Origin of the sequence: Kitasatospora sp. NPDC059088, from assembly GCF_042738155.1 — a bacterium.
Classification (GTDB): Bacteria; Actinomycetota; Actinomycetes; order Streptomycetales; family Streptomycetaceae; genus Kitasatospora.
In genome coordinates this window covers 22,909-34,738 of record NZ_JBHYGR010000063.1, presented here as the reverse complement: position 1 = coordinate 34,738, position 11,830 = coordinate 22,909, and the positions used below count along the sequence as shown (strand labels likewise).

Sequence of the window (11,830 nt, the reverse complement as noted above, 5' to 3'; positions counted from 1 at the left end):
GAGCGTGGTTTTTTATTTACAACACCCCCCCCCCGGGCCGGGCCTGGTCCAACACTATGCGCGGGCCCGGCCCCCCCGGGGGGCACGCGTCCAGGGCGGCGCGGAACCCCGTCGAGGAGAGGATGACTGACGAAGTGAGAGGATCAGTGGTGAGGTTCGGTGTCGTTCTCCTGGGCTTGGTGCTCGGAGCCTGCGCGTGCAGCGGGGCCCCTCGGGGAGAGGTGGCGCCGGACGTCACAGGAGGTGGCTCCGCTGCCGCCGTGCCGTCCTCCGCTCCGCCGGTCGTTCCGACGCCGACCGTGAAGGATCCTGCGGGGGCCACTCCTGGACCGGCGTTTCCGGACGACATCAAGCGCCAGGTCGTCCGGATGGCCGAGGAGGGCGGACGGATGCCGGCGGGCGGAGCGTTCTCGGTGGCTGAGTACGACGGCGGCTACGGAACGGAGTTGATCTGGCAGACCGAGAAGACCGGCGAGATCTGTACCGCGTCGGTGGCCGGTCCGAGCACCACGTGTGCGACGCTCGCGTCGATTCCGGCGCAGCACGTTCCCGGGGCCGAGATCTTCATGGGCGGCGGGCGGTTCAGTGCCCACGGACGGACGTCGTGGGCGGTGACGCTCATCGCGAGCGGAGAGTCGGTCGACCACCTGGTATGTCAGGGCCGGGACTTCCCGGCACGTGCTGCCTACTCGACCCGCGTCGAGGGCATCCCACGCACGATCTACACCGTCGTCATTCCGCAGGAACTCCAGGGCTCGTACCGGGTGGTCGTCCAGCGGGACGGTCAACACGCCGAGGAACGGATCGACCTCAATTTGGAGAAGGTCGCCTCGCCTGTGCAGTGCTGAGCGGCCGAGCGTGACCCGGCGGTGCCCCGCCTCCCCGAAACAGGGAGGCGGGGCACCGCCTTTTCGTCTGGCGCGCCAGGGGTGGGGCCAGGCCCACCCCTGTTCGGGGGGCAGGTGGATTCTGCGGGCGGGGCGGTGTCCCTAGATTCGGTCACGAGCCGCCTCCGGGGCGGGTGGTGGTGGGACGGGGAGGTCGTCGTGCGGGGATCGGTGCAGCCGGCGCTGCGGTTGGTGGGGCTGCGGAAGCGGTTCGGGGCGCACGTGGCCGTGGACGGGGTGGACCTGCTGGTGCCGAGCGGGTCGTTCTACGGGCTGGTCGGGCCGAACGGCGCCGGGAAGACGACCGCGCTGTCGATGGCGGTCGGGCTGCTGCGGCCGGACGCCGGGAGTTCGGCGGTCCTCGGGGTCGACGTGTGGAGCGACCCGGTGCGGGCCAAGGCGCTGGTGGGGGTGCTGCCGGACGGGATGATGCTGCCGGAGCGGCTGAGCGGGCCCGAAGTGCTGCACTACCTGGGGCGGTTGCGCGGGCTGCCGGGGGCGACGGTGGACGCGCGGGCGGCGGAGCTGCTGGCCGTGCTGGAGCTGGACGGGGCCGGGGACACCCCGGTGATCGACTACTCGACCGGGATGCGCAAGAAGATCGGTCTGGCGACGGCGCTGCTGCACGCGCCGCGGCTGCTGGTGCTGGACGAGCCGTTCGAGGCGGTCGACCCGGTGTCGGCGGCGACGATCCGGGCGATCCTGCGGCGCTTCGTCGCCTCGGGCGGGTCGGTGGTGTTCTCCAGTCACGTGATGGCGCTGGTGGAGCAGCTCTGCGACCACGTCGGTGTGATCGCCGGGGGCCGGGTGCTGGCGGCCGGGCCGGTGGCGGAGGTGCGGGCCGGGCGGGGGCTGGAGGACGTCTTCGTCGAGCTGGTCGGCGCCCGTACCGGTGGGGAGGAGGGGCTGTCGTGGCTGGCGTCGTGAAGTCCGGGGGCGTGCCGGATCCCGGGGGCGTGCCGAACCCCGTCGTCGTCCTGACCGGGATGAAGCTGGCCGTGCTGCGGCGGTCGATGTCCGGCCCGCGGGCGGCGAGCCTGATCGCGGGCGGGGTGTGCGGCGGCCTGGTGGCGGTGGGCACGGCCCTGCTGGGCCTGGTGGACTTCCCGGCGCCGGAGGCCGGGGTGGGCACGATCGCCCTGGTGCTGCTGGTCTGGACGGTCGGCTGGGCGGTCGGGCCGACCCTCACCGGCGGGGACCCGACCCTGCGGCTGTCGTACTTCGCGCTGGTGCCCCAGCCTCCGCGCCGGCTGGCGCTGGGCCTGCTGGCCGCCTCGTTCGTCGGCGTCACCCCGGCGGTCGCCCTGGTCGCCTTCGCCGTGCTGGTGGTGTTCGGCGCCGGGCTGGGGCCGCTGCCCGCGCTGGTGGCGGTGCCCGCCATGCTGCTCCAGCTGCTGTTCGTGGTGGTGCTCGCCAAGCTCGGCGTGCAGGGCCTGGGCCGGGTGGCCCGGTCGCGGCTGGGCTGGGAGCTGTCGGCGCTGCTGGTCGGCCTGGTCTGCGGGTTCCTGAACACCGGCTGGTTCGGGATCGCCTTCTTCTTCAAGCTGCTGGGCGGCCACTGGGCGCCGACCATCGGCACGGTGGTGCGCGTCCTGCCCTCCGGCTGGTCGGTGGTCGCCGTGGACGCCGCCCGGCGCTCCGACTGGGTCCTGGTCGGCGCCTGCCTCGGCGGACTGCTCGCCCTGTGCGGGCTGCTGTTCGCCGCCTGGACGGCCCTGCTGGCCCGGCAGTTGGTGCGCGGTACGGCGGGGGGCGGACGGCCCGCCGGCCGTCGGCGCGGCCGCCCGCGGCTCCTCCCGGACACCCCCGGGGCCGCCGTTCTCGGCAAGGAGCTGCGCCTGTGGGCGCGCGACCCGCGCCGGGCCCGCTTCCTGCGGATCGCCCTGTGGACCGGCCTGTTCACCGGCCTGCTGCCGGTGCTCGGCGGCTTCCCGACCGTACTGCCGTGGACGGGCGTGGTCACGGCGCTGTACGCCGGTGCGCTCGGCTCCAGCCTGTACGGGCTGGACGCCGGCGCCCTCTGGCTGACCCTGGTCGCCCCTGGCGCCGAGCGGATCGACGTCCGGGCCCGGCAGCTGGCCTGGCTGCTGCTGGTCGGCCCGGCCGCGCTGCTGCTCACCGTCGCCGGGACGGTGGCCGTCCCGAACGGCTGGGCCTGGCCCTGGCTGCTGGCCGCCCTGCCGACGGTGCTCGGTGCGGGCGCGGGGCTGGTGCCGCTGATGTCGCTGCTCGGCCCGGCGCCGTTCCCGGACCGGCCGGGCGGCAACCCGCTGGACGGATTCAGCGACGAGAGCGGCGACCAGGTCCGGATGCAGAGCCTCGCCGTCCTGCTGCTCCAGCTGTTCGCCGCGCTGCCGGCCACCGGCGTGGTGCTGGCCGGGACGCTGCTGCACAGCGCACCGCTGCGCTGGGGCGGCACGGCGGTCGGCCTGGCCACCGGGCTGCTGTTCGCCGGGTGGATGGGCCGGGCGGCCCGGCGCCGACTGGAGACCCGCGGGCCGGAACTGCTGGACGTGATGCGCAAGGGCGTCCGCCGGAAGGCCGGCTCGGCGGACCGCTCGCCGCAGGAGCAGGACCTGCTGGACCAGCTCTCCCGCCGCCGGACCGCGGTCGCCGGGCTGCTGGTGACGGCCGGGGTGCTGAGCACGGCCCCGCAGGGCGCAGTGGCGCTGGCCATGTCGCTGCTCGCGCCGGCCAACCGGAGCTGGTTCCTGGCCCTGTACCTGCCGCCCGCCTGGCAGGTGCCGGTCGCGACGGGGTTCATCCTGCTGGGCTCGGTGTGCTTCGTGGGGGTGTACCGGCTGATCCGCGCCAAGCAGGCGGCCGAGCGGGCGGCCGAGGGCGTAACGGGGGGCTGAGCCGGGCCCGTTGCGGGGCTGCCATCATGATCGTCCAGCACAGCACAGCACAGCACAGCCGCAGGGCAGCACAGCACAGCCGCAGGGCAGCACAGCACAGCCGCAGGGCAGCACAGCAGGACACCGCACAGCAGGACACCGCACAGAACCGTCGAGCCGACCGGAGGCCCACCCCGTGAGCACCCCGCAGTCCCGAGGCGCCGAGGCGCTGCGCACCGCCCTCCTGGCGCTCGGCCGCCTCGCCGTCCTCACCCTGCTGATCCCGGTCGGCGCGGTGATGGGCGTGCTCTTCGTGGTCTCGTTCCTGCTCTGGGTCGGCGCCGGGCTGGTCCCGTTGTTCCCGGTGACGACCCGGGTGGTCCGCTCCGCCGCCACGGCCGCCCGCTGGGCCTCCGGCCACTGGTCCCAGGTGCCCGTACCGGTGCCGTACGTGCCGCGCCCGGCGCTGGAACGCACCCTGCACGGCTGGTACTGGACCGGCCACGACTACCACAAGAACCGCTGGTTCGCGGGCTTCGCGCTCAAGCTCCGCTGGCTCTGGAACGACCCGGCGACCTGGCGGGACGCCGCCTGGCTGCTGGTCGACCCGCTGGTCGGCGGCGCCGTCGCGGCCGCGCCCGTCCTGCTGACCGGCTACGGCCTGTACGGGCTGGCGCAGCCCGTACTGCCCGAACCCGGCCCCGGCTACGGCCTGTTGCCGCTGCCCGGGCTGCTCGGACCGCTGCTCGGCCTGGTCCTGGTGGCCGCCGGACTCGCCCTCGCCGGGCCCGCACTGCACCTGCACGGCCGCTGGACCCGTACCCTGCTCGGCCCCACCGAGCGCTCCCGGCTGGCCCATCGGGTCGAGCAGCTCACCGAGATCCGGCTGGACGCCACCGAGGCCCAGGCCGCCGAGCTGCGCCGGATCGAACGGGACCTGCACGACGGCGCCCAGGCCCGGCTGGTCGCCGTCAGCCTGCGGCTCGGCGCGGTGGTACCGCTGATCGACCGGGACCCGGAGAAGGCGAAGCAGGTGGTGACGGACGCCCAGGAGAACGTCACCCAGGCCCTCCAGGAGCTGCGCGACCTGGTGCGCGGCATCCACCCGCCGGTGCTCGCCGAACGCGGCCTCGCCGAAGGGATCCGGGCGCTCGCGCTGGACGTGCCGTTGAAGGTCGAGGTCCGGGCCGAACTGCCCGGACGGGCGGAGGCGCCGGTGGAGTCGGCGATGTACTTCGCGGTCAGCGAGGCGCTCACCAACGCGGTCAAGCACGGCGACGCCCGCCACGCCGGGGTGGAGCTCACCCACGCCGCCGGACTGCTCCGCGCCGAGGTCTTCGACGACGGTCGGGGCGGCGCCGACCCGGAGGGCGGCAGCGGCCTGCGGGGCATCCAGCGCAGGCTGGCGGTGTTCGACGGTACGCTCACGCTGACCAGCCCCCCGGGGGGCCCGACCAGGCTGATCATGGAGCTACCGTGCGTGTTGTCCTCGCCGAGGACCTCGTCCTGCTGAGGGACGGACTCGAACTCCTGCTGAGCGCCCACGGCCACGACATCGTCGCGGCCGTGGAGAGCGGGCCGGAACTGTCCGCCGCGCTCGCCGAGCACCGCCCCGACATCGCCGTGGTCGACGTCCGGCTGCCCCCCACCTACTCCGACGAGGGCCTCCAGGCCGCGCTGGCGGCCCGCCGCGAACAGCCCGGACTGCCGGTGCTGGTGCTCTCCCAGCACGTCGAGCAGCTCTACGCCCGGGAGCTGATCGCCGACGGCGCGGGCGGCGTCGGCTACCTGCTCAAGGACCGGGTCTCCAAGGCCGACCAGTTCGTCGACGCCGTCCACACCGTCGCCGCCGGCGGCACCGTCATGGACCCCCAGGTGATCACCCGCCTGCTGGCCCGCAACGCCTACGACGAGCCGCTCGCGATGCTGACCCCGCGCGAACGCGACGTGCTCGAGATGATGGCCGAGGGCCGTTCCAACGCCGCGATCGCCCTGCGGCTCCACTTCAGCGAGGGCGCGGTCAGCAAGCACACCTCCAACATCTTCGCCAAGCTCGGCCTCGGCGCCTCCGACGACGACAACCGCCGCGTCCTGGCGGTACTCGCCTACCTGAACGGAACCCGCGCGGAGTAGGGCACCGGAAGTCGGCGGGGCCGACTTCTGCTGCTGGGGCCGTACTGCCGGGGTGGGGGTGCTTGCCGGGGGTGGGGGCCGGGGCGGGCGTCGGTACGATCGGCGTATGGGTGGTGCGAAGGACGAGGCCTGGGACGCGGATGCGGCCGAGCGGGCGGTGGCGGTGTTGAAGGCGGTGGCCGACCCGTCGCGGTACCGGTTGCTGTGGGCGTTGAGCCGCCGGGAGCTGCCGGTCAGCGAGCTGGCCGAGCTGTTGGGCGCGCACGTGGCGGCCACCTCGCAGCACCTGGCGAAGCTGCGGGCGGCGGGTCTGGTGGTGGCCCGCCGGGAGGGTACGCGGATCTTCTACCGCGCCACCGAGGTGCGCGGGCTGCTGACCGAGGCGGCCGTGATCGCCAACGACCTGCCGGACCGCAGCGGTGGTGGCGGTGGTGTCGGCGGCGCGGCCGCGGCCGCCGGCACGGCGGAGCAGCCCTTCGGCCGGGCCGCCCGGGCCGCCCGCGCCGTCCGGGGGGTGCGCGGCCGCCCGGCGGCCGGTCCGACGGGCTGAGCCGGGGCCGGTCCGGGGTGTGCCGGAACCTGCCCGGGTTGTGCTGAGCATGCCCAATTGGTCTGGACCACTGGCCGGAACGCGCGGGTCTCCCCGCCCTCGCCCCACCGGGTGACCGCTCCGCCCCGGGGGCCTGCGGGGCGGGGGAGGGTGCGGTCCTTCGCCGACGGACCGAGGGCTGGGGCCGTCGCGCCCCGGGAGTCCGCCGCCCAGGCGGCCCCGGCGGCTTCCGGCCGAATTGGTCTCGACCATTGCCCTCCGTCCGCCGGTGCACGAGGCTGCTGCGCACCGGGCACCGGATCATCACGACCGGAGCCCTCGCCACCGGAACAGGAAGGCAGCAACACACCCATGCGCAAAGCGATTTCGACCCTGAGTCTGACCGGACTACTGGCTGCCGGCGCGCTGCTGGCCGCGCCGTCCGCGCAGGCTGCCAGTTTCGTCTACATCGGCATGTACCCGAGCGGCGCCGCGTGCGACGCGGCCGGCAAGGACTACGTGGCCCGGGGTGAGGCGATCACCTACTTCTGCGACGTCGCCCCGAACGCCGCCCGGCTCTCGATCGTGCCCTCCTGGCGATAGGTCAGACCCCTTCGCCGAAAGGCCCGGTGGCCGCACGGTCGCCGGGCCCGCCACCACCACCGCGGATGACCTGGGCGCGGCGGAACAACTCGTCCGTCTCGGCGGCCAGCACCCCGCCCAGCAGCAGTCGCGGGTGGTAGAAGGAGTCGGCGGCCTTGGCCACGTCGACGGCGGACAGGTCGATCTGGTCCAGGCCGGTGCGGCGCAGCCCCTCGATCGAAGTGGCCCAGACGACCTGGCCGATGCCGGCCCAGGCGCAGGCGCTCATGCACATGGGGCAGGGTTCGGCGGTGGTGTACAGGGAGGTGCCCGCCCACTCGGGGCTGCCGTAGGGCTGCCCGAAGTCGTCGATGGCGACCATCTCGCCGTGGTAGGTCGGGCCGTCCTGCGCCGCGTTGACGCCCCGGGCCACCACCTCGCCCGAGCGCACCAGCACCGCCCCGAAGGGGTAGCGCTCGTTCCTGCGCCCCTCCTCGATCGCCGCCGCCATGAAGCGCTCGTGGTCCCTGCGCGCGGTGGCGGGTGCCGGGTGCGGCGCCGCACCCACTGCGCCCGCCGCACCCACTGCGCCCGCCGCGCCCACCGCTCCAGCTGCGCCGAGGAAGTGACGCCTGTTCAACACCACGCTGTGCTCCGTCCGGTCGGCGTACGGGGTTCCGGAGCATTCTCCCCGCCCTACGCCTCCTCCGACCGGTATTCCTGCCGGGCCGCGTCGTAGCCGAACAGGCCCGCGTAGCGGCCCCAGTCGGTGGCGGTCTCCAGCTGCCGGTCGACCTGTTCGCTGGTGTAGTGGTGGGCGAGGAGGTCGCGGAAGAAGCCGGCCCGGGCGGTGGCGCCGGGTTCGCCGCCGAGGCTGTTGGCGATCAGCTTGACCAGCGGGACGTCGAGGGCGGCGCCGGCGAAGAGGGCGCGGGAGTCCTGGACGTCGGCGTGGGCGAAGGCGGTGCCGTCCTCGGTGAGCAGGAGGTCGTCGCCGTGGATCTCGGCGAAGCCGAGCAGGTCGAGGGCGTCGACCTGGGGGAGCATGTCGTCGATGTCGAGGCCGAGTTGGTCGGCGAGGTCGGCGAGGTCGCAGCGGCCGGCGCGGTGGGCGATCATCTCGGCCAGGCCGGAGAGGCCGTCCACGCTGGTGCTGGGCAGCGGGGTGTTGGCGACGGTCCGGCGGTCGGGGCGGTCCGGGTCCATGGGGTCCGGGTCCGCGGGGTCCGGGTCCGTGCGGTCCGGTTCGGTGGGGCCGGGCTCGGTACGGTCCGGCTCGGGGCGCCCGGCCGCCCGGGGGTCCTTGGGCCGGCCGGTCATGATCCGGTAGACCCGGTCGACGAGTTCGTCGAAGGCGGCGGAGTCGCGGTCGCGCGGGCGTTCCAGGTCGACGTCGACGGTCTCCCGGATGGTGCCGTACGGGCGGGAGCCGAGGACGACGACGCGGTCGGCCATCAGCACGGCCTCCTCGATGTTGTGGGTGACCAGGACGACGGCGCGGGTGGGGAACTGGCCGGACTCCCACAGTTCCAGGAGTTCGCCGCGCAGGTTCTCGGCGGTGAGCACGTCGAGCGCGGAGAACGGTTCGTCCATCATCAGCACGTCGGGTTCGACGACCAGGGCCCGGGCGAAGCCGACGCGTTGGCGCATGCCGCCGGAGAGCTCCTTGGGGTAGGCGTTCTCGAAGCCGGTGAGGCCGATCAGGTCGATGGCCTGGTCGGCGGCGCGGGCGCGCTCGCGCGGGGGCACCCCGCGGGCCTCCAGGCCCAGTTCGACGTTCTGCCGGACGGTCAGCCAGGGCAGCAGGGCGAAGGTCTGGAAGACGAGCGCGGTGCCGGGGTTGGCGCCGGTGAGGGGGGTGCCGCGGTAGCGGACGGTGCCGGAGCTGGGCGGCAGCAGGCCGGCCAGGCAGCGCAGCAGGGTGGACTTGCCGGAGCCGGAGCGGCCGAGCAGGGCGACGATCTCGCCGGCCCGGACGGTGAGGTCGATCCCGGAGAGCACCGGGAGTTCGCCGTCGGCGCCGGCGTAGGACTTGGTGAGGCCGACGGTCTCCAGCAGGGTCGCGCCGTCCGCCACGGCGGGCTGGGTGACGGCGGGGGCGGGGCGGGAGGAGAACGGGAAGCGCATCGGGGGGAACCTCATTGGAGCGAGTAACGGCGTTCGGCCAGGCGGTACAACCGGCGCCAGACCAGGCGGTTGAGGGCGACGACGTACACGCTCATCACCGCGACCCCGGCGAGCAGGTGCGGGTGGTCGCCGCGTTCGGTGGCGCCGGCGATGTACGCGCCGAGGCCGGTGGCGGTGAGGGTGGTGCCGCCGAAGGTGACCACCTCGGAGACGATGGAGGCGTTCCAGGCGCCGCCGGAGGCGGTGATGCCGCCGGTGACGTACGCCGGGAAGATGCCGGGGACGATGAGCCGCCGCCAGCGCTGCAGGCCGCGCACGCCGAGGTTGTCCATGGCCTCGCGCAGGTCGCTGGGGATGGCCATGGCGCCGGCGATGGCGTTGAACAGGATGTACCACTGGGCGCCGAGGGCCATCAGCAGCACGCCGCCGAGGTCGATCGACAGGCCGGTGCGCAGCAGCAGCCAGACCACCAGCGGGAACAGGAAGTTGGCGGGGAAGCTGGCGAGCACCTGGACCAGCGGCTGGGCGATCCTGGTCAGCGGGGGGGAGAAGCCGATCCGCACGCCGATCGGCACCCAGACGACGGTGGCGACCGCGACCAGCACCACCACCCGGGCCAGGGTGGCGAGGCCGAGCAGCAGGGGCTCGCCGAAGACGCCGAGGCCGGTGGTGCCGGCGAGGTAGCGGCCGAGGTCGACCAGGCCCCAGAGCACGATGCCGCCGGAGACGACGGCGAAGAGGAGGTCGCCGGTGCGCTGCCGGGCGCGGCTGACCGCGAGCGGCCGGTCGTCGGTGCCGAAGACCCGTCCGGCCCGGTCCAGGGCCCGGCCGAGGGGCCGCAGCACCCGGCCGAGCAGGCCGGGCAGCCGGGAGCGGCGCAGCAGGGCGAGCACGACGGAGCGCTGCACCTCGGTGGCCTCGGACTGCTCGTTCTTGAAGCGTTCGGCCCAGGCGGTGAGCGGCCGCCAGAACAGGAAGTTCACGCCGATGACCAGGACGGCCATGGTGGCGATCGCCCAGCCGACCCGGCCGAGGTCGCCGGCGGCGATGGCGGCGCCCGCGTAGGAGCCGACCCCGGGCAGGGCGTAGCGCTGGTTGTCGACGCTGATCGCCTCGGAGGCGACCAGGAAGAACCAGCCGCCGCCGAAGCTGAGCATGCCGTTCCAGACCAGGCCGATCATGCCGGAGGGCAGTTCGACCTTCCGGAACCGCATCCACCGGCTGAACCGGAAGGAGCGGGACAGCTCGTCGAGTTCGCGCGGCAGCGAGACCAGTGAGTGGTAGAAGCCGAAGGTCATGTTCCACGCCTGGGACGTGAAGATGGCGAACACGGCCGCGCACTCCAGGCCGAGCTCGGAGCCGGGGAACAGGGCGAGGAAGCCGGTGACGGCGACGGTCAGGAAGGCGAGCACCGGCACCGACTGGAGGATGTCCAGCGCGGGGATCAGCACCCGTTCCAGCCGGCGGCTGCGGGCGGCGGCGTAGGCGTAGCCGAAGGTGAAGCCGACCGAGAGGACCAGCGCCGCGAACATCCGCAGCAGCGAGCGCGCGGCGTCGTACGGCAGCCGGGCCGGGTCGGTGTCCACGGCGGCGTCGCGCGCGGTGGAGAACCGTACGGTGGTGCCCTGTCCGACCCGCAGTGCGAGGTAGAGCAGGACCAGGACGGCGGCGGCCACGACCACGTCCGCCCAGCCCGCCCGGGGGGCCCGGCCCGCCCGGGACGGGCGGCCCGCGGTCCGGGGCGGCAGCGGGCCCCGGGACGGGCCCGGGGCGGACTTCGGGAAGGACATGACGGGGACCTCCGGCGCAAACCCGGGCAGTCTGCTCCCTTCTGACGTCCGTACGCAAATGGACCGGTGTTTCGGTCCGGTGCTCAGGCCGGAGGGGGCCTACGCGGTTTCGACGAACTCCAGCAGGTTGCCGACCGGGTCGGTGGTGTAGAAGCGGCGCCGGGGCGGGAGGCTGTCGTCCCAGACGACCTGGGCGCCGAGTCCGGCGAGGCGTTCGGCGAAGTCCTCGATCTCGCAGACCGCCATCCCGGGGTGGGCCTTGACACTGGGGCGGAAGCGCTCCTCGATGCCGAGGTAGAGCCGGACCCGGCCGCCGTCGGCGGCGAACCAGCAGCCGCCGCGGCCGGTCAGCGGCTGGGGCTTGGGGATCTCGGCCATCTGCAGGACGTCGCCGTAGAAGGCGCGCAGCAGGGGCTCGCTGCCGGGTGGCGCGGAGAGCTGGACGTGGTCGAGGGCCGTGATCACTTCGGCTTCCTCTCGGAGGGGTCGGACGGGGTGGACGTGGCGTGCTGCCGGGCCGCGGTGACCAGCAGCCGGGCGGTCGGGGTGGGCAGGCCGAGGTGGTGGGCGATCCACTGGGGGTCGTGCCCGTGGGTGGCGAACACCCAGGCGGTGTAGAGCCGGTTGAGGCCGGGGGCGTCGGGGCCGAGCAGGAGCGGGCGGACCTGCTCCATCGGGAAGCCCTCCAGCGAGCGGGCGCTGAACCACTGGGCGTCGTCCTCCGGGGCGGGAGGTGCGGCCAGGCCCGCCCGCTGCCGGCTGTGGGCCAGCAGCAGGGCGAGCAGCAGCCCGACGGCCGAGCCGCCGATGAGCACGCCGGAGAGGAACAGGCGCAGCGGGGCGGGCGCGGCGCCGAGGGCGGCGACCTGGAGGGCGAGGAGGAGCACGGCGACGCAGAGCGCCGTACCTCGGCTCGTCCAGGGGAACAGGGCGGTCCGGGTCATG

Annotated in this window: 12 protein-coding genes; 7 read left to right on the top strand and 5 right to left on the bottom strand. The window is 74.2% G+C overall.

The window, feature by feature from the left end; all coding sequences use genetic code 11:
- Positions 1 to 221 precede the first annotated feature (221 nt).
- The 7 genes from ACFWXO_RS26020 to ACFWXO_RS25990 all read left to right on the top strand — a co-directional run bounded on the left by ACFWXO_RS26020 (position 222) and on the right by ACFWXO_RS25990 (position 6,989).
- Positions 222 to 848 carry a hypothetical protein gene (locus ACFWXO_RS26020; protein WP_380526375.1) on the top strand — a complete coding sequence of 209 codons (627 nt, stop codon included), beginning with the start codon at positions 222 to 224 and terminating at the stop codon, positions 846 to 848.
- Between the two features lie 198 nt (positions 849 to 1,046).
- Positions 1,047 to 1,814 carry an ABC transporter ATP-binding protein gene (locus tag ACFWXO_RS26015; RefSeq protein WP_380526373.1) on the top strand — a complete coding sequence of 256 codons (768 nt, stop codon included), beginning with the start codon at positions 1,047 to 1,049 and terminating at the stop codon, positions 1,812 to 1,814.
- Positions 1,799 to 3,745 (top strand): hypothetical protein, encoded by a 1,947-nt coding sequence (locus tag ACFWXO_RS26010; RefSeq protein ID WP_380526371.1) that lies wholly within the window; start codon positions 1,799 to 1,801, stop codon positions 3,743 to 3,745. The genes ACFWXO_RS26015 and ACFWXO_RS26010 overlap by 16 nt, the downstream gene beginning before the upstream one ends.
- A 175-nt stretch (positions 3,746 to 3,920) precedes the next feature.
- Positions 3,921 to 5,237, top strand: coding sequence for a sensor histidine kinase (locus ACFWXO_RS26005; protein WP_380526369.1), 1,317 nt, complete (start codon positions 3,921 to 3,923; stop codon positions 5,235 to 5,237).
- On the top strand, positions 5,201 to 5,857 hold the full coding sequence (locus tag ACFWXO_RS26000) for a LuxR C-terminal-related transcriptional regulator (protein WP_380526367.1): 657 nt from the start codon (positions 5,201 to 5,203) through the stop codon (positions 5,855 to 5,857). Before ACFWXO_RS26005 ends, ACFWXO_RS26000 begins: the two co-directional genes overlap by 37 nt.
- A gap of 106 nt (positions 5,858 to 5,963) precedes the next feature.
- The gene (locus tag ACFWXO_RS25995) at positions 5,964 to 6,407 is read left to right on the top strand and encodes an ArsR/SmtB family transcription factor (RefSeq protein ID WP_380526365.1); all 444 of its coding nucleotides are present in this window, start codon (positions 5,964 to 5,966) and stop codon (positions 6,405 to 6,407) included.
- 351 nt (positions 6,408 to 6,758) lie between these two features.
- Positions 6,759 to 6,989, top strand: a complete 231-nt coding sequence (locus ACFWXO_RS25990; RefSeq protein ID WP_380526363.1) for a hypothetical protein — start codon at positions 6,759 to 6,761, stop codon at positions 6,987 to 6,989.
- A 1-nt stretch (position 6,990) separates the two neighbouring features.
- On the opposite strand, the gene ACFWXO_RS25985 is transcribed toward ACFWXO_RS25990, so the two are convergent.
- The 5 genes from ACFWXO_RS25985 to ACFWXO_RS25965 all read right to left on the bottom strand — a co-directional run bounded on the left by ACFWXO_RS25985 (position 6,991) and on the right by ACFWXO_RS25965 (position 11,829).
- Positions 6,991 to 7,614 carry a nucleoside deaminase gene (locus ACFWXO_RS25985; protein ID WP_380526361.1) on the bottom strand — a complete coding sequence of 208 codons (624 nt, stop codon included), beginning with the start codon at positions 7,612 to 7,614 and terminating at the stop codon, positions 6,991 to 6,993.
- Positions 7,615 to 7,664: 50 nt separating this feature from the next.
- Entirely contained in the window at positions 7,665 to 9,095 is a 1,431-nt protein-coding gene (locus ACFWXO_RS25980; protein WP_380526391.1) for a nitrate/sulfonate/bicarbonate ABC transporter ATP-binding protein, read from the bottom strand.
- A gap of 11 nt (positions 9,096 to 9,106) precedes the next feature.
- Entirely contained in the window at positions 9,107 to 10,885 is a 1,779-nt protein-coding gene (locus ACFWXO_RS25975) for an ABC transporter permease (protein ID WP_380526359.1), read from the bottom strand.
- Between the two features lie 99 nt (positions 10,886 to 10,984).
- Entirely contained in the window at positions 10,985 to 11,350 is a 366-nt protein-coding gene (locus ACFWXO_RS25970) for a glyoxalase (protein WP_375894320.1), read from the bottom strand.
- Positions 11,347 to 11,829: a hypothetical protein gene (locus tag ACFWXO_RS25965; RefSeq protein WP_380526357.1), complete on the bottom strand. Its 483-nt coding sequence runs from the start codon at positions 11,827 to 11,829 to the stop codon at positions 11,347 to 11,349. Before ACFWXO_RS25965 ends, ACFWXO_RS25970 begins: the two co-directional genes overlap by 4 nt.
- Between the last annotated feature and the right edge of the window lies 1 nt (position 11,830).

Coding starts and splice junctions, on each gene's coding strand:
- ACFWXO_RS25995 (WP_380526365.1), top strand. CDS start 5,964: ATGGGTGGTGCGAAGGACGAGGCCTGGGACGCGGATGCGGCCGAGCGG.
- ACFWXO_RS25975 (WP_380526359.1), bottom strand. CDS start 10,885: ATGTCCTTCCCGAAGTCCGCCCCGGGCCCGTCCCGGGGCCCGCTGCCG.
- ACFWXO_RS25965 (WP_380526357.1), bottom strand. CDS start 11,829: ATGACCCGGACCGCCCTGTTCCCCTGGACGAGCCGAGGTACGGCGCTC.
- ACFWXO_RS25980 (WP_380526391.1), bottom strand. CDS start 9,095: ATGCGCTTCCCGTTCTCCTCCCGCCCCGCCCCCGCCGTCACCCAGCCC.
- ACFWXO_RS25990 (WP_380526363.1), top strand. CDS start 6,759: ATGCGCAAAGCGATTTCGACCCTGAGTCTGACCGGACTACTGGCTGCC.